This window comes from Prochlorococcus marinus XMU1411 (assembly GCF_017696075.1).
Taxonomy (GTDB): Bacteria; Cyanobacteriota; Cyanobacteriia; order PCC-6307; family Cyanobiaceae; genus Prochlorococcus_A; species Prochlorococcus_A marinus_V.
The window spans coordinates 13,025-36,620 of sequence record NZ_JAAORI010000003.1 but is presented as its reverse complement, the minus strand read 5'-3'; the positions used below and the strand labels follow the sequence as shown (position 1 = coordinate 36,620).

The 23,596-nt window shown below is 36.6% G+C and carries 21 protein-coding genes, 3 tRNA genes and 3 rRNA genes; 15 read left to right on the top strand and 12 right to left on the bottom strand.

The features are described from left to right. Nucleotides 1-53: 53 nt before the first annotated feature. The gene (locus HA145_RS01805; protein ID WP_209127596.1) at nt 54-944 is read right to left on the bottom strand and encodes a GNAT family N-acetyltransferase; all 891 of its coding nucleotides are present in this window, start codon (nt 942-944) and stop codon (nt 54-56) included. A gap of 155 nt (nt 945-1,099) precedes the next feature. Between HA145_RS01805 and HA145_RS01800 the strand changes: the two genes are divergently transcribed. The 4 genes from HA145_RS01800 to HA145_RS01785 all read left to right on the top strand — a co-directional run bounded on the left by HA145_RS01800 (nt 1,100) and on the right by HA145_RS01785 (nt 4,495). Next, nucleotides 1,100-2,491, top strand: coding sequence for an aldehyde dehydrogenase family protein (locus HA145_RS01800; protein WP_209127595.1), 1,392 nt, complete (start codon nt 1,100-1,102; stop codon nt 2,489-2,491). A 72-nt stretch (nt 2,492-2,563) separates the two neighbouring features. Next, a complete protein-coding gene (locus tag HA145_RS01795) occupies nt 2,564-3,325 on the top strand; it encodes a LysM peptidoglycan-binding domain-containing protein (RefSeq protein WP_209127594.1) in 762 nt (253 codons plus the stop codon). 80 nt (nt 3,326-3,405) lie between these two features. Next, the gene (locus HA145_RS01790) at nt 3,406-3,615 is read left to right on the top strand and encodes a photosystem I reaction center subunit IV (RefSeq protein ID WP_011817817.1); all 210 of its coding nucleotides are present in this window, start codon (nt 3,406-3,408) and stop codon (nt 3,613-3,615) included. A gap of 4 nt (nt 3,616-3,619) precedes the next feature. After that, nucleotides 3,620-4,495 carry a DNA-formamidopyrimidine glycosylase gene (locus HA145_RS01785; protein ID WP_209127593.1) on the top strand — a complete coding sequence of 292 codons (876 nt, stop codon included), beginning with the start codon at nt 3,620-3,622 and terminating at the stop codon, nt 4,493-4,495. Nucleotides 4,496-4,537: 42 nt separating this feature from the next. Here HA145_RS01785 and rrf read toward each other — a convergent pair. From rrf to HA145_RS01760, 5 genes are all read right to left on the bottom strand, one after another. Further along, nucleotides 4,538-4,654: ribosomal RNA gene (rrf, locus tag HA145_RS01780) — 5S ribosomal RNA — on the bottom strand. Between the two features lie 64 nt (nt 4,655-4,718). Further along, nucleotides 4,719-7,594: ribosomal RNA gene (locus tag HA145_RS01775) — 23S ribosomal RNA — on the bottom strand. 259 nt (nt 7,595-7,853) lie between these two features. Continuing rightward, nucleotides 7,854-7,926, bottom strand: a tRNA-Ala gene (locus HA145_RS01770). A gap of 12 nt (nt 7,927-7,938) precedes the next feature. After that, nucleotides 7,939-8,012, bottom strand: a tRNA-Ile gene (locus HA145_RS01765). A 125-nt stretch (nt 8,013-8,137) separates the two neighbouring features. Continuing rightward, nucleotides 8,138-9,622 (bottom strand): 16S ribosomal RNA (locus HA145_RS01760). The 16S, 23S and 5S rRNA genes sit together here with 2 tRNA genes alongside, the layout of an rRNA operon. Before the next feature lie 610 nt (nt 9,623-10,232). On the opposite strand from HA145_RS01760, the gene HA145_RS01755 reads away from it, so the two are divergent. Next, complete coding sequence (locus HA145_RS01755; RefSeq protein ID WP_209127592.1) at nt 10,233-11,672, top strand: glycoside hydrolase 100 family protein; 1,440 nt, start codon at nt 10,233-10,235, stop codon at nt 11,670-11,672. Nucleotide 11,673: 1 nt separating this feature from the next. On the opposite strand, the gene petD is transcribed toward HA145_RS01755, so the two are convergent. Together petD and petB are read right to left on the bottom strand one after the other, a co-directional pair. Beyond that, the gene (gene petD, locus HA145_RS01750; protein ID WP_209127591.1) at nt 11,674-12,156 is read right to left on the bottom strand and encodes a cytochrome b6-f complex subunit IV; all 483 of its coding nucleotides are present in this window, start codon (nt 12,154-12,156) and stop codon (nt 11,674-11,676) included. Nucleotides 12,157-12,190: 34 nt separating this feature from the next. Further along, nucleotides 12,191-12,847 (bottom strand): cytochrome b6, encoded by a 657-nt coding sequence (gene petB / locus HA145_RS01745; RefSeq protein WP_011817812.1) that lies wholly within the window; start codon nt 12,845-12,847, stop codon nt 12,191-12,193. A 71-nt stretch (nt 12,848-12,918) separates the two neighbouring features. Between petB and ctpZ the strand changes: the two genes are divergently transcribed. The 6 genes from ctpZ to HA145_RS01715 all read left to right on the top strand — a co-directional run bounded on the left by ctpZ (nt 12,919) and on the right by HA145_RS01715 (nt 17,573). After that, a complete protein-coding gene (gene ctpZ, locus HA145_RS01740) occupies nt 12,919-14,208 on the top strand; it encodes a carboxyl-terminal processing protease CtpZ (protein ID WP_209127590.1) in 1,290 nt (429 codons plus the stop codon). 34 nt (nt 14,209-14,242) lie between these two features. Further along, nucleotides 14,243-15,499 carry an HD domain-containing protein gene (locus tag HA145_RS01735; protein WP_209127589.1) on the top strand — a complete coding sequence of 419 codons (1,257 nt, stop codon included), beginning with the start codon at nt 14,243-14,245 and terminating at the stop codon, nt 15,497-15,499. Nucleotides 15,500-15,509: 10 nt separating this feature from the next. After that, the gene (locus tag HA145_RS01730) at nt 15,510-16,172 is read left to right on the top strand and encodes a septum site-determining protein MinC (protein WP_209127588.1); all 663 of its coding nucleotides are present in this window, start codon (nt 15,510-15,512) and stop codon (nt 16,170-16,172) included. A 111-nt stretch (nt 16,173-16,283) separates the two neighbouring features. Further along, entirely contained in the window at nt 16,284-17,099 is an 816-nt protein-coding gene (gene minD / locus HA145_RS01725) for a septum site-determining protein MinD (protein ID WP_209127587.1), read from the top strand. A gap of 1 nt (nt 17,100) precedes the next feature. After that, nucleotides 17,101-17,436, top strand: a complete 336-nt coding sequence (minE, locus tag HA145_RS01720; protein ID WP_209127586.1) for a cell division topological specificity factor MinE — start codon at nt 17,101-17,103, stop codon at nt 17,434-17,436. 65 nt (nt 17,437-17,501) lie between these two features. Next, nucleotides 17,502-17,573: transfer RNA gene (locus HA145_RS01715), tRNA-Thr, on the top strand. Nucleotides 17,574-17,751: 178 nt separating this feature from the next. Here HA145_RS01715 and HA145_RS01710 read toward each other — a convergent pair. The 4 genes from HA145_RS01710 to HA145_RS01695 form a co-directional block, all read right to left on the bottom strand. After that, entirely contained in the window at nt 17,752-18,333 is a 582-nt protein-coding gene (locus tag HA145_RS01710; RefSeq protein WP_209127585.1) for an L-threonylcarbamoyladenylate synthase, read from the bottom strand. 23 nt (nt 18,334-18,356) lie between these two features. Then, on the bottom strand, nt 18,357-19,226 hold the full coding sequence (gene prmC, locus HA145_RS01705; RefSeq protein WP_209127584.1) for a peptide chain release factor N(5)-glutamine methyltransferase: 870 nt from the start codon (nt 19,224-19,226) through the stop codon (nt 18,357-18,359). Nucleotides 19,227-19,237: 11 nt separating this feature from the next. Further along, entirely contained in the window at nt 19,238-19,390 is a 153-nt protein-coding gene (gene psbM / locus HA145_RS01700) for a photosystem II reaction center protein PsbM (RefSeq protein WP_042849813.1), read from the bottom strand. A 102-nt stretch (nt 19,391-19,492) separates the two neighbouring features. Beyond that, nucleotides 19,493-19,855, bottom strand: coding sequence for a 2Fe-2S iron-sulfur cluster-binding protein (locus tag HA145_RS01695; protein ID WP_209127583.1), 363 nt, complete (start codon nt 19,853-19,855; stop codon nt 19,493-19,495). Between the two features lie 223 nt (nt 19,856-20,078). Between HA145_RS01695 and psbB the strand changes: the two genes are divergently transcribed. The 4 genes from psbB to HA145_RS01675 all read left to right on the top strand — a co-directional run bounded on the left by psbB (nt 20,079) and on the right by HA145_RS01675 (nt 23,502). Beyond that, nucleotides 20,079-21,602: a photosystem II chlorophyll-binding protein CP47 gene (psbB, locus tag HA145_RS01690; protein WP_209127582.1), complete on the top strand. Its 1,524-nt coding sequence runs from the start codon at nt 20,079-20,081 to the stop codon at nt 21,600-21,602. Nucleotides 21,603-21,625: 23 nt separating this feature from the next. Beyond that, on the top strand, nt 21,626-21,724 hold the full coding sequence (locus HA145_RS01685; protein ID WP_032527597.1) for a photosystem II reaction center protein T: 99 nt from the start codon (nt 21,626-21,628) through the stop codon (nt 21,722-21,724). 98 nt (nt 21,725-21,822) lie between these two features. Beyond that, entirely contained in the window at nt 21,823-22,302 is a 480-nt protein-coding gene (gene nrdR, locus HA145_RS01680) for a transcriptional regulator NrdR (RefSeq protein ID WP_209127581.1), read from the top strand. A gap of 108 nt (nt 22,303-22,410) precedes the next feature. Beyond that, complete coding sequence (locus HA145_RS01675) at nt 22,411-23,502, top strand: 30S ribosomal protein S1 (protein WP_209127580.1); 1,092 nt, start codon at nt 22,411-22,413, stop codon at nt 23,500-23,502. The last annotated feature ends 94 nt before the right edge of the window (nt 23,503-23,596 follow it).

The following is a 23,596-nucleotide window of genomic DNA, read 5'->3' as shown; positions in this document are numbered from 1 at the left end:
AACTTCTTTCAGTATTACAGAAACATAAAGTAAATTGAACGCTTTAAAAGAAATCACCCCAGTTCCAAGCAGGCAAGTCCGTATAATTGATTCATTGGGCAGGGAGGTTGAATGCCTTTATACATTCTGTAAGTTTTTGATATTTCCTTAAACCCCAAACTTGATAAAAGATAATTGGCATACGGATTCAGATTAGAGCAATCCAATAAGATTTGTGCATCTAAATCACCAACTAACTCCCTTATTAACAGTTCAGCAAGTGGTGGAGTATCCGCTAAAAGAGGTCCTATTCTCCAGCCTTGTTCATTATCCTCTAATACACAAGGTCTTATTCTTCCAAATCCATGACACATCCCATTATTATCGACAATTGCACTGACATTACCATGAGAATTTTTCAACCAGTCATTTAGAAAATGTGGTCTGGGACTAGGTTCTCTTTGATCATCATAAATTAAGACTGCTTCAGAAGAAATTTTATTACCAGGGACAACTTTAAAAGATTGAAATTGATCTTTATAGAAATTTCTCAATGGCAAATCTTGAGAACCATTTAATTTCCATCGATTTGTAATGGAAGATTTTCTAAAACCCCACTTTGCGTAATCATTCAATCTATCTGGGGCAGCCTCAAGACCAATACAATCAACTTTTTCCAAATATTCGAGGGCATGTTTCCATAATCTCACTCCATATCCATTATTTCGGAATTCTTTTTTAACGATAAATAAACCTATAAAACCATATGAGGAATTATATTTTATGCACGCAATAGAACCTATAGGCTTATTATCGAGACAAGCTACCCATACCCCTTGTTTATCTGTATTTCTATAAATTGATACATCATCTATTCCAGGAGAAAATCCTTCTAACCTTGCCCAGTTTGTGACTTCTGGTATTTCATTTATAGATATCAATCTAATTGAAAAATTTTTCCTCATAGAAATATACTAACCAAGAAAAATTTGAATTTTTAAAGGCAATATTAATAAATTTGATTATTTCTCATAAACCATTCGCTTTGATTTAATTGGATAAAACCTTAGTTATTTACAATTTATCCTCTGATATATTTAATACTATTCAAAGGTAAAAAATGAAAATTTCTGATAAATTTCATTTAGAAGACATTTATAAATTAAAAAATACAGTTCTCACTGGTAAAACTGAAGATATAAAATGGCGGATCCATCATATAAATATAATTTCTAAACTTTTGGATGAAAATAAAAAAGAGATTATCAAATCACTTTTTGTTGATCTCGGTAAATCTGAAATTGAAGGGCTTTCAGAAATACTTTTAGTGAAAGAAGAAATTTCACTCATAAAAAAGAAACTCAACTCTTGGATGCGACCAAAAAAGATTGGTACACCTTTTTATCTATTTCCATCATCCTCCCAAGTTATTTATGAACCTCTTGGGTGTGTCTTGATTCTTGGTCCATATAATTATCCATTACTTTATGTTTTAAAGCCATTGGTAAATATTTTCTCAGCAGGAAATACTGCAGTTATAAAACCATCAGAGAAATGTCCTGCGACCTCAAAACTTATTAAAAAGCTTACTTCCAAATATTTCCAAAAAGATGTCCTAATGACAGTAGAGGGTGATAATCAACAATCCATAAAATTAATTGAACAAAATTTTGACCACATTTTTTTTACAGGAAGTACTGAAACTGGAAAATCTATAATGAAATTAGCTTCAAAAAACTTAACTCCATTAACTCTTGAGTTAAGCGGAACAAATCCTGTAATTGTTTTCAAGAATGCAAATTTAGAGGTGGCTGCAAAAAGAATTGTTTGGGGCAAATTTTTTAATTCTGGTCAATCCTGCATGGCTCCGAATCATATCTTTGTAGATAAAGAAATTGAAAATATTTTTATAGAAAAACTAAAGAAATACGTAGTGAGTTTTTACGGAAATAATCCAATTATTTCCGAAAACTTATCAAAATTAGAGAAAAAGCAATTTACATCAACTGTAGAAATTCTCAAAAAATATAAAAAAGAAAAAAGAATTTTATTTGGGGGGACTTTTAGTAAAAAAAAGTTGAAAATATCTCCTACAATCTTGAGAACTAAATTAAATGAAACAGATATTTTGCAGAAAGAACTATTCAGTTCACTACTTCCAGTAATTAGAATCAATGATAAGGAATCAGCCTTAAAACAGATAAGTCAAACATCAAAACCATTAGCAATCTATTTATTTGGAGGCAATAAAAAAATCCATAATCATATTTCAAAAGTAACCAGCTCAGGAACAATTTGTATAAACGATGTGATGCTACCAGTCCTTATTCCAAATTTGCCGTTTGGAGGCGTTGGGCAAAGTGGTATTGGTAAATTTCATGGAGAAGAGGGGTTTCGCAATTTTTCAAATCAAAAATCTATTACTTTTAAAGGGTTTTTATTTGATTCAAATCTGCGGTATCCTCCCTACGAAAGAGTAAAGAAATTTTTAAAGTTTATTTTTCAGATTTAAATTACTTAAATTATTTTCAAAAACCTAGCGATTTTAAATTTAAAGATTATCTTTAAATAAATAGTGAGTTTTATGAAATTTGCATTTTTAGTAATTGCCATATTTATTAATTTTTTTAATCAATCATTGATAAAATCTGAAGAAAAAATATTTTCAGCAAACAATAGAATTGAGAATATTGCTAAAAAAGAATCAATTACTGAAGAAAAAACTGAAATAAAAAAAATTCATATTGTAAAAAGTGGAGATACAATATCAAGCATTTCAAAATTCTATTCGATAAATAAAGATTTAATTATTAAATTGAATAACTTAAAAGATGAAAATTATATCTTTGTTGGCCAAAATCTTATTATTTCCGAATCTACTGAAAATCTTACAAAACAATCTGATTTTATAAATAATTATCATATTGTTCAAACTGGTGAAAATCTTACTGATATATCAAACAAATATGATTTAAAAGTAATCGATCTGATAGGGATAAATAATCTCAATAATCCTGATTCAATAAAAGCTGGTCAAAAGCTCATAATAAGAAAAAAGAACACAATTAATTCAGAAAATTATGAAACAACTGAAAATAAAAAAAATAATGAATCACTTGAGTTAGGTAAACAAATTTATGGTCCAATAATTATTCAAAGTAAATCTTTTAAGAAAATTAAAGGTAGAAAAGTTTTAAAAGCACTAAATAAAGAAAATAAAAAACTTATTCTTTCAATAAATTGCGATACAAATGTATTAGATGTAAGAATACCAGGCAGAAAGTGGAGGGGAGGAGAGCCTGCTAAAGAAGAATTCGAAAAAAATCTTATAAATGATTTTTGTTAGAACTTTTAATTAATATGTGTGAATAATTTGTCTAAGAATATTAATGATAGGTTATTGTACAAAAAGTTAAATTAACAGTAATGGCAATTTCAAGAGGAGATCTCGTAAGAGTAAAAAGACCAGAATCATATTGGTACAATGAAATAGGGAAAGTTGCTTCAGTTGATACCTCAGGTATTAAATATAACTGTGTGGTTAGATTCGATAAAGTAAATTATGCTGGTATCAGCGGAACTGATGGTGGTGCAAATACAAATAACTTTGCTGAAAGTGAATTAGAAAAAGCTTAAATAATTGCCTGAATTACCTGAAGTAGAAACTGTTCGCAGAGGTTTAGAGCAAAAACTTAATAACTTTATTATAAAAAAAGTAGAAGTCTTTAGAGATTCAACTATTGCATTCCCAAACAAGGAAGATTTTATTAAGGGACTTCAGAATTCACTTATACAAAAATGGGAGAGAAGAGGAAAATACTTAATAGCTCAATTAAAAAAAGTTCAACATGAGGATATTAATTGTTCTCTAGAAGAATCACAAAACAATGGATTTCTAGTGGTTCATCTAAGAATGACTGGATATTTTAAATTTATTGATAACTCGACTCAGCCTTGTAAACATACAAGAATAAGATTTTTCGATAGAAGGAATAATGAGCTTAGGTACATTGATGTAAGAAGTTTTGGCCAAATGTGGTGGATTAAGAAAGACCTATCGCTTAACAAAATAATTAAAGGTTTAGGTTCATTAGGACCAGAACCATTTTCTAAAGACTTTGATGCAAATTACCTTAAGAAAGTTCTTTTAAAAAGAACAAAATCTATAAAAGCTATTTTATTAGATCAAACAATAGTGGCAGGTATAGGTAATATTTATGCTGATGAAAGTTTATACTCAGCTGGGATTTCCCCTTTTCGGGAAGCCCGAACAATAAAGAAGAATGAGTTAACTAAGCTACAAGAATCAATTGTGACTGTATTAAAAAAAAGTATAGGTTCTGGGGGGACGACATTTAGCGATTTTAGGGACTTGGAAGGAGAGAATGGAAATTTTGGTTTACAAACAAATGTCTACAGGAGAGCTGGTAAAGAATGTCGAAAATGTGGGAATTTAATTGAAAGGCGAAAAATTACTGGAAGGAGTACCCATTGGTGTCCTAAATGCCAAAAATAAAAAAGGGCTTACTCCTACAGAGTAAACCCTTTAAATATTTTTACCTGGCATTGAGCTATTTTCTCAAGGGGCTACCCCCTAAATATTTTCGCCGCTGATGCGTTTCACAACCGAGTTCGAGATGGATCGGAGTGGGTCCACATCGCCATGAACACCAGGATAGGTTGAACCTTGAGAACTGCATAGAAAATTATATAAATTAAAAACAATAAATTAAGTTTATTTGGTCAAGCCCTCGGTCTATTAGTACTCCTCCGCTGCACTTGTTACCAAGCTTCCACGTAGAGCCTATCAACGGGTGTTCTTCCCGTGACCTTACTGGCTTAAGCCATGGCAATACTCATCTTGAGGTGGGCTTCCCACTTAGATGCTTTCAGCGGTTATCCACTCCGCACATGGCTACCCAGCGTTTACCGTTGGCACGATAACTGGCACACCAGAGGTGCGTTCCTCCCGGTCCTCTCGTACTAGGGAGAAATCCTCTCAATATTCCTGCGCATACACCGGATATGGACCGAACTGTCTCACGACGTTCTGAACCCAGCTCGCGTACCGCTTTAATGGGCGAACAGCCCAACCCTTGGGACCGACTTCAGCCCCAGGTTGCGATGAGCCGACATCGAGGTGCCAAACCTCCCCGTCGATGTGAACTCTTGGGGGAGATCAGCCTGTTATCCCTAGAGTAACTTTTATCCGTTGAGCGACGGCCCTTCCACGCAGAACCGTCGGATCACTAAAACCGACTTTCGTCCCTGTTCGACTTGTAGGTCTCACAGTCAAGCTCCCTTCTGCTTTTGCACTCAACGACTGATTTCCAACCAGCCTGAGGGAACCTTTGTGCGCCTCCGTTACCTTTTAGGAGGCGACCGCCCCAGTCAAACTGCCCATCAGATACTGTCCGCTTCCCGGATAACGGGTAAGCGTTAGAACCCTAGCTCTAAAAGAGTGGTATCTCACCGATGACTCAATAGTACCCACAAGCACTATTTCAATGTCTCCCACCTATTCTGCGCATTCAGAGCCCGAGCACAATATCAAACTACAGTAAAGCTTCATAGGGTCTTTCTGTCCGGGTGTATGTAGTCCGCATCTTCACAGACAATTCTATTTCGCCGAGCCTCTCTCCGAGACAGCGCGCAAATCGTTACACCTTTCGTGCGGGTCGGAACTTACCCGACAAGGAATTTCGCTACCTTAGGACCGTTATAGTTACGGCCGCCGTTCACCGGGGCTTCAGTCGCCAGCTTCACTAAAAGCTAACCAGCTTCCTTAACCTTCCGGCACTGGGCAGGTGTCAGCCCCCATACATCGTCTTACGACTTAGCGGAGACCTGTGTTTTTGGTAAACAGTCGCTTGCGCCTCTTCACTGCGACCAGCTCTCGCTGGCACCCCTTCTCCCGAAGTTACGGGGCCATTTTGCCGAGTTCCTTAGAGAGAGTTATCTCGCGCCCCTCGGTATTCTCTACCACCCCACCTGTGTCGGTTTCGGGTACTGGCATTTGTGTCTTAACGGGTATAGAGCTTTTCTTGGAAGCATGACATCACCAACTTCGCTGCCGTAGCAGCTCGTACTCACGCCTTAGCTCAAGATGTTTTCTCCATCTCTCAAAGCCTCGAACGCTTGAACCAGTAACCAACATCTGGCCTGGCTAGCCTTCTCCGTCCCTCTTCCCAAAACACATCTGGTACAGGAATATTGACCTGTTATCCATCGACTACGCCTTTCGGCCTCGCCTTAGGTCCAGACTAACCCTCCGCGGACGAGCCTGCCGGAGGAACCCTTAGGGTTTCGGGGCATGGGATTCTCACCCATGTTTTCGCTACTCAAGCCGACATTCTCACTTCTATGCTGTCCACGTCCGCTTACGCTAACGCTTCACCCTACATAGAACGCTCCCCTACCATAAATAAATTTATCCGCAGCTTCGGTATAACGCTTAGCCCCGTTCATTTTCGGCGCAGGATCGCTCGACCAGTGAGCTATTACGCACTCCTTTGAGGATGGCTGCTTCTAGGCAAACCTCCTGGTTGTCTGGGCAATCCCACCTCCTTTATCACTTAGCGTTAATTTTGGGACCTTAGCTGGCGGTCTGGGCTGTTTCCCTCTTGACTATGGAGCTTATCCCCCACAGTCTGACTGCCTAGTTACACACAGGGTATTCAGAGTTCATATCGATTTGGTACCGCTTTCGCAGCCCGCACCGAAATGGTTGCTTTACCCCCCTGCTGGAGCACTAGACGCTACGCCTAAACGTATTTCGGGGAGAACCAGCTAGCTCCTGGTTCGATTGGCATTTCACCCCTAACCACAGCTCATCCGCTGAATTTTCAACTTCAGTCGGTTCGGACCTCCACTTGGTATCACCCAAGCTTCATCCTGGCCATGGTTAGATCACCAGGGTTCGGGTCTATAAACACTGACAAACGCCCTATTAAGACTCGCTTTCGCTGTGGCTCCACCATTTTCGGTTTAACCCGCCAGTGCCTATAAGTCGCCGGCTCATTCTTCAACAGGCACACGGTCACCCGATTAGTCGGGCTCCCATTGCTTGTAAGCTCACGGTTTCATGTTCTATTTCACTCCCCTCCCGGGGTTCTTTTCACCTTTCCCTCGCGGTACTGTTTCACTATCGGTCACACAGTAGTACTTAGCCTTACGAGGTGGTCCTCGCAGATTCACACGGAATTCCACGTGCTCCGTGCTACTCGGGATACAGCTAGGTCAACTTATCTTTCGATTACGGGGCTTTCACCCTCTGTGGCACGCCATTCAAACGTTTCTTCTAGACTTATTGATCCATATTGCTGTCCCACAACCCCGATAGTCAAGACTATCGGTTTGGGCTGTTCCCCGTTCGCTCGCCGCTACTGAGGGAGTCGTTATTTACTTTCTCTTCCTCCAGCTACTAAGATGTTTCAGTTCGCTGGGTTAGCTCGCACCAACCTATATATTCAGTTGGCCGTACATGGGGTTGCCCCATTCGGAAATTCCCGGATCAAAGTGTGCTTCCAACTCCCCGAGACTTATCGCAGGTAACCACGTCCTTCATCGCCTCTGTGTGCCTAGGTATCCTCCGTGAGCCCTTTGTAGCTTGACCAATAACTTCAAAAATTGAAGCATCAGCTTAATAGAATTGTTATTAATGCATTCGCACAAATAATAAATCTGCATCATCCAAGATGCTTATTGTCTTTAAAAATAATCTATGCAGTTGTCAAGGTTCTCTGAAAACAATGAATGTAATTCAATGAGTCCAGCATCTTAATAATTTTTTATTAGGAAGCTAGATTCGTTCAGAATTTGATCAAAACTCAAAACATTTCCCTTCTTTAAAGTATGGAAGAGGTGGTAATCAGTGGAGGTAAGCGGACTCGAACCGCTGACATCCTGCTTGCAAAGCAGGCGCTCTACCAACTGAGCTATACCCCCAACATAGAGATATGGGCCATCCTGGACTTGAACCAGGGACCTCACCCTTATCAGGGGTGCGCTCTAACCACCTGAGCTAATGGCCCAGGGAAAGTAATGGGTGTGACCTAGAAAAAACTTAGGAATTAAAATTCTTAATAAATTTAAGAATGTGAGATACCGATCGACCTAAGGTGACAAAATTAATATTTAACATTTTGTTGTCTCCCTGTTAGGAGGTGATCCAGCCGCACCTTCCGGTACGGCTACCTTGTTACGACTTCACCCCAGTCATTAGCCCCACCTTCGGCGTCCTCCTCCACAAGGGTTGGAGTAACGACTTCGGGCATGGCCAACTTCCATGGTGTGACGGGCGGTGTGTACAAGGCCCGGGAACGTATTCACCGCAGTATGCTGACCTGCGATTACTAGCGATTCCTACTTCACGTAGGCGAGTTGCAGCCTACGATCTGAACTGAGCCACGGTTTATGGGATTTGCTAGCTCTCGCGAGTTTGCTGCCCTTTGTCCGTAGCATTGTAGTACGTGTGTAGCCCAGGGTGTAAGGGGCATGATGACTTGACGTCATCCACACCTTCCTCCGGTTTATCACCGGCGGTCTTTCTAGAGTGCCCAACTAAATGCTGGCAACTAAAAACGTGGGTTGCGCTCGTTGCGGGACTTAACCCAACATCTCACGACACGAGCTGACGACAGCCATGCACCACCTGTCACTGCATTCCCGAAGGCACCCTCAAATTTCTAAGAGGTTCGCAGGATGTCAAACCCTGGTAAGGTTCTTCGCGTTGCATCGAATTAAACCACATACTCCACCGCTTGTGCGGGCCCCCGTCAATTCCTTTGAGTTTCACACTTGCGTGCGTACTCCCCAGGCGGAACACTTAACGCGTTAGCTACGACACCGAAGGGGTCGATTCCCCCGACACCTAGTGTTCATCGTTTACGGCCAGGACTACAGGGGTATCTAATCCCTTTCGCTCCCCTGGCTTTCGTCCATGAGCGTCAGTAATGGCCCAGCAGAGCGCCTTCGCCACTGGTGTTCTTCCCGATATCTACGCATTTCACCGCTACACCGGGAATTCCCTCTGCCCCTACCATACTCAAGCCTTTCAGTTTCCACTGCCATGATGGAGTTAAGCTCCACGTTTTAACAGCAGACTTGAAAAGCCGCCTGCGGACGCTTTACGCCCAATAATTCCGGATAACGCTTGCCACTCCCGTATTACCGCGGCTGCTGGCACGGAATTAGCCGTGGCTTATTCCTCAAGTACCGTCATATCTTCTTCCTTGAGAAAAGAGGTTTACAGCCCAGAGGCCTTCGTCCCTCACGCGGCGTTGCTCCGTCAGGCTTTCGCCCATTGCGGAAAATTCCCCACTGCTGCCTCCCGTAGGAGTCTGGGCCGTGTCTCAGTCCCAGTGTGGCTGATCATCCTCTCAGACCAGCTACTGATCGAAGCCTTGGTGAGCCATTACCTCACCAACTAGCTAATCAGACGCGAGCTCATCCTCAGGCGAAATTCATTTCACCAATAGGCATATGGGGTATTAGCGGTCGTTTCCAACCGTTATCCCCCTCCTGAGGGCAGATTCTCACGCGTTACTCACCCGTCCGCCACTAACCCGAAGGTTCGTTCGACTTGCATGTGTTAAGCACGCCGCCAGCGTTCATCCTGAGCCAGGATCAAACTCTCCGTTGTGTTCAAATCCTTTTGTAGATAAATCTACTCAATATGAATTGCATTCTCTAAATAACGATAAGGTTGACTTAAGTTATTTAGGTTCAGCCTCCTTAAATAATTAAGGATTACTTTGAGTGCACATTAAAAATATTTCAAGGTGACTTTCCAAGATCTCAGATCCGTTGGTTTTCAAAAAACTAAAAGTTAGCAATTGAAAACAATTTTATATATTCTTGACGGGACCTCACACCTTTATTGCATTACATCTCGAAATTACCAAATCTAATTTGATAAAGTTTTGACGCAATAAAAGCATCAGTTCCTAAGTTTTTAAATTTTCTAGGTGCAGAGTTAAACAAAAATTGTATAACTCATTTAGAAGGGAAAACCCTTCTTCTGGCTGAAAATACTGATAGAAATCAAATCTTCAAAAAATTCATTCATTTACCAAAAATAAGATTTAAGATAAATGCTTGAATAATGCAAAAAAAATTATTTTTGCCCAGAAGAAAATACTAAACCATCCGACTGTAATTGTGCAACCTTTTATACAAAAATTTTTTATTAATTTTTTATTTGTTCAAAGTCTCTTTAAACAACTAGGCTTAAATAAAGGGATATAAATGAAATGGCAGAAAGATTTAGTCAAAAAAATTTAAGAGTAAGACCAAGTTCCGAAGAAGAGAAAATTGTAACAAATGCAAAAAAACACTTTGAAAAGACTTTAGTTGAAATATCAGGTGAGCTAGTCGGCAGTGTTGCTGCACTTGAACACCCAACAAAAAATAAGAAGTTAAATTATGGAGAAATCTTTTTAAGAGATAATGTTCCAGTAATGATTTACCTCATTACCCAAAAACGGTACGAAATTGTCAAAAGGTTCCTAAGTGTATGCCTTGAGTTACAAAGCACTAATTACCAAACACGTGGCGTATTTCCTACTAGTTTCGTTGAAGAGAATGGAAAGCTCATTGGAGACTATGGTCAGAGATCAATAGGGAGGATAACTTCAGCTGATGCAAGTTTATGGTGGCCCATTTTATGTTGGTATTATGTCAACAAAAGTGGTGATTATGCCTTCGGAAAAAGTCAAGGAGTTCAAAGAGGTATTCAACTTTTACTAGATTTAGTTCTGCATCCAACATTTGAGGGTACGCCAGTACTTTTTGTTCCGGATTGCGCATTTATGATTGATAGACCTATGGATGTGTGGGGAGCACCTCTAGAAGTAGAAGTTTTACTTCATGGATGCTTAAAAAGTTGTATCAACTTAATGGAATTAAGTCGAGCAGATCATGTAAGTAGACTCTTAGATCAAAGGCTTATTCTTACAAATCAATGGGTTAAGGATTTAGGAAGCTTTCTCCTAAAACATTATTGGGTTACCAGTCAAACAATGCAAATTCTAAGAAGAAGACCCACTGAGCAGTATGGAGATGATCAACACTTCAATGAATTTAACGTTCAACCTCAAGTAGTTCCATCTTGGCTTCAAGATTGGTTAGAAAATAGGGGTGGTTATTTAATAGGAAATATTAGAACAGGAAGACCTGACTTTCGATTTTACAGTTTAGGGAATTCTTTGGCCTGTATGTTCGGAATACTACCTCCAGCAGAACAAAGAGCTTTATTTAGATTAGTTTTACATAACAGACAACATTTAATGGCTCAAATGCCTATGAGAATTTGTCATCCTCACATGGATGTCGAAGAATGGCAAAATAAAACTGGATCAGATCCAAAGAATTGGCCTTGGAGTTACCACAATGGTGGTCATTGGCCGAGTTTACTTTGGTTTTTTGGTGCTGCTGTTCTTTTACATCAAAAAAATTACGCTTCTGATGATGTAATTCTTATGGAAGAAATGAAATCTCTTATAGAAGAATCTTATTGGTGTCAGCTTAATCAATTGCCCAAGCAAGAGTGGGCTGAATATTTTGATGGACCTACTGGTACTTGGGTAGGTCAACAATCGAGAACCTACCAAACTTGGACGATTGTTGGTTTTTTATTAATGAATCACTTTCTAAGAGAAGAAAATAACGATCTAGATATGTTTAAAATATAGACTAAAACAAGCCCAAAGTTAGAGACTTATCAATAGGTAAACAAGCACCAATACCGAGATATATAGTTAAAAAAGTACCAAATAAGAAAGCTGACATAGCTACAGGTCTTCTGAAGGGATTAGAGAATTTATTAACGTTCTCTATAAAAGGCAGAATCATTAATCCAAGTGGAATTAATGTTTGAAGCGCAATACCCAACAATTTATTGGGAACTACCCTAAGTATTTGAAACACTGGATAGAGATACCATTCAGGAAGTATTTCTAGTGGAGTCGCAAATGGATTTGCTTTGTCTCCTAACATTGCAGGATCCAGAACTGCCAGTCCAACCACACATGCAATAGTCCCTAAAATGACTACTGGGAAAATATATAACAAGTCATTAGGCCAAGCTGGTTCACCATAATAATTATGGCCCATACCTTTGGCTAATTTAGCTCTTAATTTTGGATCGGATAGATCTGGTTTTTTTAAGGTAGACATTGAGTAGATCCTGTTATGAATTAATTGTAAGTGTTTATAAAGGTCCTGAAATACCCTGTTTACGAATCATTAAAAAATGCATCAACATGAAAACTGCTAATGACCAGGGTAATACGAAAGTATGAAGGCTATAGAATCTTGTAAGAGTTGATTGCCCAACGCTTTCTCCACCTCTAAGAAGTTCAACCATAAAATCGCCAATTACAGGTATTGCAGCGGGTACACCTGAAACAATTTTAACTGCCCAATAACCTACTTGATCCCAAGGCAAAGAATATCCTGTAACTCCAAAAGCTACTGTTATGACTGCCATTACAACACCTGTAACCCAAGTTAATTCTCTAGGTCTTTTGAAACCACCAGTAAGATAAACTCTAAAAACATGAAGGATTAACATTAAAACCATCATTGATGCACTCCATCTATGAACAGATCTTATTAACCATCCAAAACTTACATCGGTCATCAAATAACTTACTGAACTATAAGCTTGAGTAACTGTTGGTTTATAGTAAAAAGTCATTGCAAAACCTGTTGCAAATTGAATTAGGAAGCATACTAAAGTTATGCCACCTAAACAATAAAAGATATTTACGTGAGGGGGTACGTACTTGGAAGTTACGTCGTCAGTTATGTCTTGAATTTCAAGTCTTTCTTGAAACCAGTCATAAACAGATGAAGAATTCGCCATCCAAAAAAAAATTAGCTTTGATATAAAGAGCTTACTTAAAATTCTTATACTTGGTGTTAACACTTAACCCAATGAATTCATCTTTTAACAAACTTTTAACATTCAAAACTTTGATCACTGCATCAATGATCATAGTTTTTTCTATCAATCTTTTATTAATAGAAAGAGTGGATGCTCTCAGTGATAGCAAGCAATTAGTCCTAGACGCTTGGACTTTAGTGAATGAGGGCTTCTATGACCCAGAAAAGTTTGAAGAAATACAATGGAAGAGGATTAGACAAAAAACATTACAGAAACAAATTGAAACAACTGAAGAGGCTTATTCCGCAATTGAAGACATGTTAAGACCTCTAGAAGATCCGTATACAAGAATTTTACGCCCAAAAGATTATGAACTTCTTAAATCAAGTAATTTTGGAAGTGAGATTAATGGGGTTGGGCTCCAATTAGGAGAAGGTGATGATGACAAAAAAGTTAAAGTTATCTCAACTCTTGGAGGATCTCCAGCCGAAGAGGCTGGGATAGTTAGCGGAGACTACATAGAAAAAGTTGATGGAATTTCATCCAAAGAATTAGGCCTTGCCAATACTGCCTCTAAGTTAAGAGGTGAATCAGGGACTAAAGTTCTGGTTGAAATCTCTTCGGAATCAGGAGAAATAAGGGAGGTCGATTTAGAGAGGAGATCAGTAGATCTCAGACCAGTTAGAACAAAAAGATTAAGAGACGATTCTCACACAATAGGATATTTAAGGATAACTCAATTCAGCGAAAGCGTACCCAAAAAAGTTGAAGAGGCACTTCAAGAGTTAAAAGAGAAAGAGGTCGAGGGGTTAATATTAGATCTTAGAAATAATGCAGGTGGACTAGTAAGCTCAGGTATAGCAGTTGCAGATTCATTATTAAGCGAGAAACCTGTTGTAGAGACAAAAAATAGAAATGGAATCAAAGATGCAATAATTTCTCAAAAGGAAACATTTTTTGATGGACCAATGGTGACCCTTGTTAATAAAGGTACTGCGAGTGCAAGTGAAATACTTGCTGGTTCTTTACAAGATAATGAAAGATCAATTCTTATGGGAGAAAAAACTTATGGGAAAGGTTTAATTCAATCCCTAAAAAGTTTGGGAGAAGATAGTGGTATTGCGATAACAGTGGCTAGTTACTTAACCCCCAAAGGTAATAATATTCAAGGCCAAGGTATGACTCCTGACAAATTACTTGATCTCCCTGATACAAGTGATTATGGAAGTACTGATGATAAATGGGTGAGGAATGCAGAATTATTTCTTGGGTCGCTTCTAGAAAAAGAAGAAGTTTCAGTTCAAACTATTGAATTAAACAATGAAGAAATTAAATCTTGAAATAACTAAAGATTGAAAAAAAATCTTAAAAAATATGAGTATTAAAAGAATTTTTCATGACCCAATTCATAAAGAAATAGTATTTGATGCAGGAAAGCCAGAAGAATTAATGATTATGGAATTAATTGATACAGTTGCTTTTCAAAGACTAAGAAGAATAAAACAACTAGGTGCGGCATCATTACTTTTTCATGGTGCAGAATCGAGTAGATTTACTCACTCAATTGGTGTTTTTTGTATAGCTAGAAAAATTTATAAAAGATTAATTGAAATCAAATCTGCATTTTCTGAAAATAAATTTATCCTGTATGGAGCAGCTCTGTTACATGATTTAGGTCATGGACCTTTAAGCCATACCAGTGAAACAATATTCAAGCATGATCATGAACAATGGTCTGAAAACTTAGTTACAAAATATTCTCCAATAAATTCAATCCTCAAAAAGTATGACAACGAATTACCGAGAAAAATTGGTGAATTATTTCAATCAAAACAACTATTTTCAAAACCATTAAAAACATTAATAAGTAGTGAGATAGATTGTGATCGTCTCGATTATCTTTTACGCGATAGTTACAACACAGGTACTAATTATGGGTTAGTAGATTTAGAAAGAATTATTTCAGCTCTTACCTTTTCACCTGATGGGAATATCGGAATCAAACCAAAAGGAGTGATCGCTATTGAGCATTTCCTTGTACTAAGAAACTTGATGTATAGAACAATCTACAATCACAGAATAAACGAAATATCAACATGGATTCTGGAAAAAATATTACACACAATAAAACATAATTATGAAAAGAAAATTTGGTTAGATGATTCTCTATATAAATGGATTTTTTCACCTTCAAAGGTTGATTTTGATGATTTCATAAGAAATGATGATATAACCTTTTATTATCATTTGATGAGATGGAAAGATGAATCTTTTGAACCACTTTCTACACTATGCAAAATGTTTATTGACAGGGATTTACTAAAGGCATCAGACATAAGTTTTCTAAGTAAAATGAATAGATTAAAAATCCTTGCATTTGCAACAAAATTATGTGAAAAAAATGGTTACGATTCAGAAATATTTTGTGGGATTAAGGAAAGGTCTTTTAAAGGTTTTGAATCTAATAATGCATTAAAAATATGGGACGGCACTTATCAAAGCGCATTAGAAAATAGTTCTGCATTAATAAAAACTTTAATGAGATCAGAGGAAAGCTCTTTTATTATTTATCCAGGTATGATCAAAAATGAAATTAAAAATGAAATTTCATTAATGAAAAACAATTCCTAGATTTAATTCAATGGAAATCGTTTTAAAAAATACTAAAAGTAAATATTTAGAAATTTTTACTTTATTAGATTTAGATAATATCCATGAAACTATCAAAAGGTTTTCTTCCATCAAGGAACCTTTAGAAGCAAAAATTTTCGCAGTCAATGAGTCAATAAGTTCTCATCAATTAGCAAAATTAAAAAACCATTTTGACAAAATAAATATTTGTTCCCTACGCATTTACTCAAATAATAGAGATACGATACTAAGCGGAAAATTTTTAAAAATAGATTCAGATTTTATAAGAGAGCAAGAGATTAAAAAAAAGTTACTATCATTCAATTCAATAAAGAAAGACGATATTCTTCACAAAGGAACAGTACGATCGGGTGAAAGAATATCTTCAAATGGAAACCTATGCATTATTGGAGACGTTAATCCAGGAGCAATCGTTTCTGCTAAGAAAAATATTTACGTTTGGGGCAAATTACTAGGGATCGCATTCGCAGGGAAAAGTGGAAATAAAAATGCCTCTATTGCATCACTTTATCTAAACCCTTTACAGTTAAGAATTGCAGATGTGATAGCTATTGGTCCAAAGGATAAGCCCAAAAATTGTTATCCAGAAATTGCAGTAATAGATAAACAAACGATAATTATCAAACCACACATAATCGAAAGTAAAAATTAATCAATCATTTGCAATAAATTAATTCAAACTAAATAAATTTAAGAATTACTTAATCTTTAAAATATTTAACTTTCTGCAAGTGGCTTTATTATTTGTAAAATCTTTAAAATCGTGGGGAAGAAAACTCGCACAATATTAATTTGTTCAGGCAAAGGAGGGGTTGGTAAAACAACTTTAACTGCAAACCTAGGCATTGCACTTGCTAATAGCGGAGCAACAACTGCTGTTTTAGATGCTGATTTTGGCTTAAGAAATTTAGATCTTCTTCTAGGATTAGAAAATCGTATCATTTATACGGCTCAAGATGTTCTAGATAAGAATTGTCGTCTTGACCAAGCATTGGTTAGACATAAAAAGGAACCTAATCTTGCTCTTCTACCCGCTGGAGATCCAAGGATGTTGGATTGGATGAAGCCCGAAGATATGAAGAAAATTAGTGAGCTACTTAGTGAGAACTTTGATTTTGTCTTGGTAGATTGTCCTGCTGGTGTAGAAGATGGCTTTAAAAATGCTCTTGCAGCATGTAAAGAAGCAATTGTTGTTACTAACCCAGAATTATCGGCAGTGCGGGATGCGGATAGAGTAATAGGGATTCTTAATACTTCAGATATTGAGCCTATCCAACTTGTAATCAATAGAGTCCGCCCTAACATGATGGCTAGTCAAGAAATGTTATCTATAGAAGATGTTCAAGGGATCCTTTCTTTGCCATTGTTAGGTATTGTTTTAGAAGATGAACAAGTAATAATAAGTACAAATAGAGGCGAGCCACTGACACTTTCAGATGGTAAATCTCCTGCAAAAAAATGTTATTTGAATGTTTCTCAAAGACTTTCAAATAAAGATGTACCAATTATTGATCCCAAAAAAGAAGGCAAAAGTCTTAAAGATAAATTCATGAGATTAATGCAAACAAAGGTTTTTTAAAATGATGACTCTCAGAGATCTTATAAATAAATTACTAGGCAGAGAAACGTCTAGTGCAAATACAGCTAGAGAAAGATTACAACTTGTACTTGCTCATGACAGAGTTGATATGAGTTCCTTAACAACTGATCTTTTAGATAAAATGAGGAAAGAGATTCTTGATGTTGTTGCTAAATATGTGGAAATTGATTTTGAAGAGGTAGCAGTTAGTTTAGAGACTGAGGATAGAATGACTGCATTAGTTGCAAATTTACCAATCAAAAGGACTATTTCAGGAGAAATAAAATTCAAAAAAACTAATAAAACTGATAAAGCTAATAATGATGTCAAAAAGTAATAAATTTAAAAAAAGCTAAAAAAATACTGATAGTTGACCCTCCCTAATTGTAAGATGTAGAAATTGCCGGCTTAGCTCAGCGGTAGAGCAGCGCTTTTGTAAAGCGAAGGTCATCAGTTCAAATCTGTTAGCCGGCATTTTGCCTTATTTATTTCTGTTGAATATTCTTTGCTGAAAATAAAAAGATTAAACCTATCAGAGCAATGATAGGAAACAATTTTATTGCGAGAACATACTCTAAAAAAGATGCAAGTGGTTCAAATATCCAATAAGTAAAAAATTGAATTAATAAAACAAAAAATAATAATAAAAACATTAATACAATTCCCTAACTAATACTTCTCCTTTTCTAATCAAACTCCAATCTCCGCTTTTCTTCCAAAATATAATAGTACTAGCTTTTCCACTACTTTTCCCCCAGGGGATAGGGCTTAATATTTTTAAAGAAGGGAAGTCTAGAGCAATACCTTCAACTGCAATTGATCCTTTAAAACCTGAAATATTTGCACTTGAAGTTAACAATGGGCCTGTTTCTCTCATGAGAGATTGAGCCATATATGAATTTGGAATCCTCAGCCCAAGAGTAAGATCATTGCTTGTGAGGATTGAACTCTGCTTTTCTGAAGTAGGGACAACCATTGTCAAAGCTCCAGGCCAATATTTTGAAGCTATATTTTTATAATCTTCTTTAGCTGAATCGTGAACAAAATCAATTAATTGTTTGTGTTCGGATCCCATAAGAATCAGGGGTTTATTTCTATCTCTTTTTTTAAACTCATAAATAATATTTGAAAATTTTGGCAAGCATCCAATTGCTGGTAAGGTGTCTGTTGGAAAAATTATAGGTAAACCACTTTTTAGAGTCTTCGAAGCTGATTTGTAATCTACTAAATTCATCTAGATTGGGAACCAATAATAATTTATTTATATCTTCCAATGGTAAACCTACCAATACCTGAAAGATCATTCACAACTTCTATTGAAGTAAATTTATTTTTTAAAAGTAGTTGTTTTACTTTTGTACCTTGATCAAAGTGATTCTCTAAAATTAGCCATCCCCTCTCTTTTAAAAATAATGGTGCGTTTTGAATTATTTCATTAATATGTTTTAGACCATCATCGCCGCCTAATAAAGCAATTTTTGGTTCAAAATTTCTAACCTCTTTGGGTAATTTTTCATAAGTATCTTTAGGGATATATGGCGGGTTCGAAATGGCGAAATCTAATTTTCCTTTAAAGCTTTCAAGAGGATTCCACCAATTTCCGCAATAAAATTTCAAATTTGATTGTTTAGTAGAATTTATATAATTTTCTTTGGCTATTTCTAATGCATCTTGATCTATATCTGTTGCTATTCCATTCCACAAAGGATACGCTAATACCAAAGCAATACTTATAGCACCTGATCCAGTCCCTAATTCAGCAAACAATAATTTTTCAGATTTTTTTCCAAAAATTTTGCCGACAATATCTACTACAAGTTCCGTTTCTGATCTAGGAATAAGAACTTTTTCTGTAACTTTTAATTTTAAGTCTCTCCAAAAAGTTATTCCACAAAGGTATTGAATTGGAGTTGAATTGTATAAGTGATCTTCCCAAATATTTTCTAAAAATTCTAAGTTTTTTTTTAAATATAAGTTTCCTTCAGGATTTATACTAAGCGAGTTTAGATCACTGGTTGATATACCGCCTACAGAATCAAGTAAAAGAGCAAGAGATTCATGATCTCCACCCTTAAAAAGTTGTTTTTTTTTCCAAAATAAAATTTCTTTTACAGAAATGCTTAGCATTTATAAAAGCTTTAGCGTTTTGGGCCAAGCTTACCTTTACCAGATTCTGAGTAGAAGCTTGATTTTTCGCCATCTTGAGTAGAAATAAATAAACCAATAAGGAATATTGTTGGCACCCCTACAAATAAAAGGCTAGCTACGAATCCGAAATTAGTTGTTTCCATTTAGTTGACAGTTCTATTAGGTATTAAGACTATAGACATATAACTTGAAATAAAGTGGAAAAATAAACAAATTTTTATCAACTAATTAACAGTCTTAAACAATTAGCGAGGTAATTTTTTATTTTCGCTATTTTTTTTAAGTTCTTCAAAATTTGAAGGTGGAGATTGTGGTTTTGTTAAAATGACTGTAGAGGATTTAACTAATGTTTGGCATGCAAGTCGCCAATTTTCTGGTCTATTTTTAAGTTTTTCTTCTTCAACTGATGTAAGAGGACTTAAAGAATTTTTGCTTCCTCCTTCAACTGAAATAAAACAAGTACTGCATTGCCCTGCTCCGCCACAATTTCCTAAAATTCCTTTTAATCCATAAAGTTGTAAATTCTCTTTCATTACTAATTCTCTTAAATTCTCACCAGGATTACATTTAACCTCTAAATCCTCACGGATAAATCTGATAGTTGCCATTTTTTTTAGTTATTTTTCTTATTTTGGCGTTTTACTTTGAGAATTGTGACCAAAATATTAACAATTTTTAGCTTAAAATTCCTTGTAACTCCAGTTCTGCTTATTGATTTGCCCAATTTTTGCAAGAAAATAAATTTATTTACAAAAATCCCTCAAAGACTAAAAAACCCTTACTATCGTGATGTTTAGCTGTTTATTCAGCATAGTTACTAGAAATTAACCGATGGGATTGCCTTGGTATCGAGTTCACACAGTAGTTATTAATGACCCAGGTCGACTACTTGCTGTGCATCTTATGCATACTGCATTATTAGCCGGCTGGGCCGGTTCTATGGCTCTTTACGAATTAGCCATTTTTGATCCTTCTGATGCCGTTCTTAATCCAATGTGGAGACAGGGAATGTACGTTATGCCTTTTATGGCAAGACTAGGCATCACAAGTAGTTGGAACGGATGGGATATTACGGGTGCTACAGGAGTTGATCCTGGATTCTGGAGTTTTGAAGGGGTTGCAGCGGCACACATAGTGTTTAGTGGACTACTGATGCTGGCCTCTATTTGGCACTGGACATATTGGGACTTAGATTTATGGGAAGATTCAAGAACTGGTGAGCCTGCTCTTGATTTGCCAAGAATATTCGGAATTCACCTTCTTCTAGCTGGACTAACATGCTTTGGTTTTGGAGCTTTTCATTGCGCAAACGTCGGGATTTGGGTTTCAGATCCTTATGGTTTAACTGGTCATGTAGAGCCTGTTGCCCCTTCATGGGGAGTAGAAGGATTTAATCCTTTTAATCCAGGAGGAATAGTTGCAAATCATATTGCGGCAGGACTAATGGGTATTATTGGAGGTATTTTTCACATAACCAATAGACCTGGAGAAAGGCTGTATAGAGCACTAAAACTTGGAAGTCTTGAAGGAGTTCTTGCTAGTGCTCTAGCTGCTGTACTATTTGTATCTTTCGTTGTTTCTGGAACAATGTGGTACGGTTCAGCAACAACTCCAGTCGAGTTATTTGGTCCTACCAGATATCAATGGGACTCTGGATATTTCAAAACTGAAATTAACAGAAGGGTCCAAGCTGCTATTGATGATGGTGCCACTAAAGCAGAGGCATATGCATCAATCCCAGAAAAGTTAGCCTTCTATGATTATGTTGGAAACAGTCCTGCAAAGGGAGGATTATTCAGAGTTGGAGCTCTTGTTAATGGTGATGGCTTACCAACTGGTTGGCAAGGTCACATTTCTTTCCAAGACAAGGAAGGTAACGAATTAGAAGTTAGAAGAATACCTAATTTCTTTGAAAACTTCCCAGTTATACTTGAAGATAAAGAAGGTAATGTTAGAGCAGATATTCCATTTAGAAGAGCTGAAGCAAAGTATTCATTTGAACAAACTGGCATAACTGCAACTATCTATGGAGGAGATTTAAATGGACAAACATTTACTGATCCTGCAGTAGTTAAAAGATTAGCTAGAAAGGCTCAACTTGGAGAAGCATTCAAGTTTGACAGAGAGACTTATAAATCTGACGGTGTATTCCGAAGCTCACCAAGAGCATGGTTTACATATGCACATTTATGTTTCGGATTGCTATTCTTGTTTGGCCACTGGTGGCATGCTTCAAGGACTCTTTACAGAAATTCCTTTGCTGGTATTGATGCTGAGATTGGCGACCAAGTTGAATTTGGTTTATTCAAGAAACTTGGTGACGAAACCACCAGAAGAATCCCAGGAAGGGTTTAAACTAAACTTTATTACTTAATCTTATGGAAGCTTTCGCATACGTTCTTATTTTAACTCTTGCAGTTGTAACTTTATTCTTTGCTGTCGCCTTTAGAGATCCACCTAAATTCGATAAAAAATGATGTTATTAAAAAACCTCTTTAACAAGAGGTTTTTTTTTACTTTTCATAATTAGGATTTTACTCTACTATTAGAGTTACAGTTCACCTTATTTCACTACATGCAGTGTCCAACCTGTCAAAACACAGATAGCAGAGTTTTGGAATCAAGATCTGCTGATAGTGGTAAAAGTGTTCGAAGAAGAAGAGAATGTTTAAATTGCAGCTTTAGATTTACAACTTATGAAAGAGTTGAAACAATGCCTGTTTCAGTTATAAAGAAAGACGGAAATAGAGAATTATTTGATAAACAAAAATTATTTACTGGAATATCAAGAGCTTGCGAAAAGACAAACTTCAGTAGTGAAGCAATTATTAACTTTGTAGATGGAATTGAATCACAAATCGTTCAAGACTCTAATAAAGATATTAAATCTTCACAAATCGGAGAATTAATACTTAAAAATCTTAGGAAAGAAAACGAAGTCGCTTATATAAGGTACGCGTCAGTATACAGAAAATTTAATGGGGTAAAAGATTTTATTTCTACTCTTGAGTCTCTAAAAGGTAGTTCAAAAAACCAATTAGCTTCAATTTTATAAAATTAAGCATCTTAAAGTGTAGAATACATAACACAAATATCTTTGCTATTAGTTTGCAGGCCAATAGCATTCCTTTCTAACTACCTTAGGTAGTCTGCGATGTAACAAATGAACGAAAATTCTTCCCAAACTATTAAAGAACTTTCTGAGGATAAAGAAATTAAAAATTTGTCTGAATTGGATAACGATTCAACAACCCAAAATGAAGAAGATTTATCTTTCGAAAAGAACGATATTCCTTCAGCAGACTCCTCCTCTAGCAGAACAAATACTGATTTTGAAAATGCAGGGTTCACACAGGAAGAATTTGCATCACTTTTGGGGAAGTATGACTATAATTTTAAGCCTGGAGACCTTGTAAAAGGAACCGTTTTCGCTTTAGAACCCAAAGGGGCAATGATAGATATAGGGGCAAAGACAGCTGCTTTTATGCCCGTTCAAGAAGTTTCAATAAATAGAGTTGAAGGACTTAATGATGTTTTACAACCCTCAGAAAGCAGAGAGTTTTTCATAATGAGTGAAGAAAATGAAGATGGCCAACTAGCCCTCTCCATTAGAAGAATTGAATATCAAAGAGCATGGGAAAGAGTTAGACAACTCCAAAAAGAAGATGCCACTATATATTCTGAAGTTTTTGCAACTAACAGAGGTGGGGCTCTTGTGAGGGTAGAAGGTTTGAGAGGTTTTATCCCAGGGTCTCATATAAGTGCACGCAAAATAAAAGATGACTTAGAAGGTGAATATCTACCTTTAAAGTTTCTTGAAGTTGATGAAGAGAGAAACAGATTAGTACTAAGTCATAGAAGAGCTTTGGTTGAGAAGAAAATGAACAGACTAGAGGTAGGGGAGGTTGTTGTAGGTTCTGTAAAAGGTATTAAACCCTATGGAGCCTTTATTGATATTGGAGGAGTAAGTGGTTTATTGCACATTTCCGAAATCAGTCATGAACATATTGAAACTCCTCATAATGTTTTAAATGTTAGTGACCAAATGAAGGTCATGATCATTGATCTTGATTCGGAAAGAGGAAGAATTTCATTATCAACGAAAGCGCTTGAACCTGAACCAGGAGATATGCTTACAGACCCTCAGAAAGTTTTTAGTAAAGCAGAAGAAATGGCTGCGAAATACAAACAAATGTTATTTGAACAAACTGACGATAACGAAGAGATCCTCGCAACTTCATCTGAAACAGTATAAATTCACTTATTTATTTTGTGCACGAATATCTGAACTTAAGGCACTTTATTCTTGTACAAGTATTTTTTAATTAACAATAATTGATTTGTAACGA

Excerpts from the sequence above, each read along its gene's own strand:
- minE (WP_209127586.1), top strand. The coding sequence starts at position 17,101 with ATGATGACTCTCAGAGATCTTATAAATAAATTACTAGGCAGAGAAACG.
- HA145_RS01710 (WP_209127585.1), bottom strand. The coding sequence starts at position 18,333 with ATGAATTTAGTAGATTACAAATCAGCTTCGAAGACTCTAAAAAGTGGT.
- HA145_RS01795 (WP_209127594.1), top strand. The coding sequence starts at position 2,564 with ATGAAATTTGCATTTTTAGTAATTGCCATATTTATTAATTTTTTTAAT.
- HA145_RS01800 (WP_209127595.1), top strand. The coding sequence starts at position 1,100 with ATGAAAATTTCTGATAAATTTCATTTAGAAGACATTTATAAATTAAAA.
- prmC (WP_209127584.1), bottom strand. The coding sequence starts at position 19,226 with ATGCTAAGCATTTCTGTAAAAGAAATTTTATTTTGGAAAAAAAAACAA.
- HA145_RS01805 (WP_209127596.1), bottom strand. The coding sequence starts at position 944 with ATGAGGAAAAATTTTTCAATTAGATTGATATCTATAAATGAAATACCA.
- HA145_RS01675 (WP_209127580.1), top strand. The coding sequence starts at position 22,411 with ATGAACGAAAATTCTTCCCAAACTATTAAAGAACTTTCTGAGGATAAA.
- ctpZ (WP_209127590.1), top strand. The coding sequence starts at position 12,919 with ATGAATTCATCTTTTAACAAACTTTTAACATTCAAAACTTTGATCACT.
- petB (WP_011817812.1), bottom strand. The coding sequence starts at position 12,847 with ATGGCGAATTCTTCATCTGTTTATGACTGGTTTCAAGAAAGACTTGAA.
- HA145_RS01685 (WP_032527597.1), top strand. The coding sequence starts at position 21,626 with ATGGAAGCTTTCGCATACGTTCTTATTTTAACTCTTGCAGTTGTAACT.
- HA145_RS01695 (WP_209127583.1), bottom strand. The coding sequence starts at position 19,855 with ATGGCAACTATCAGATTTATCCGTGAGGATTTAGAGGTTAAATGTAAT.
- nrdR (WP_209127581.1), top strand. The coding sequence starts at position 21,823 with ATGCAGTGTCCAACCTGTCAAAACACAGATAGCAGAGTTTTGGAATCA.
- HA145_RS01730 (WP_209127588.1), top strand. The coding sequence starts at position 15,510 with ATGGAAATCGTTTTAAAAAATACTAAAAGTAAATATTTAGAAATTTTT.
- HA145_RS01755 (WP_209127592.1), top strand. The coding sequence starts at position 10,233 with ATGGCAGAAAGATTTAGTCAAAAAAATTTAAGAGTAAGACCAAGTTCC.
- petD (WP_209127591.1), bottom strand. The coding sequence starts at position 12,156 with ATGTCTACCTTAAAAAAACCAGATCTATCCGATCCAAAATTAAGAGCT.
- HA145_RS01735 (WP_209127589.1), top strand. The coding sequence starts at position 14,243 with ATGAGTATTAAAAGAATTTTTCATGACCCAATTCATAAAGAAATAGTA.
- psbB (WP_209127582.1), top strand. The coding sequence starts at position 20,079 with ATGGGATTGCCTTGGTATCGAGTTCACACAGTAGTTATTAATGACCCA.
- HA145_RS01790 (WP_011817817.1), top strand. The coding sequence starts at position 3,406 with ATGGCAATTTCAAGAGGAGATCTCGTAAGAGTAAAAAGACCAGAATCA.
- psbM (WP_042849813.1), bottom strand. The coding sequence starts at position 19,390 with ATGGAAACAACTAATTTCGGATTCGTAGCTAGCCTTTTATTTGTAGGG.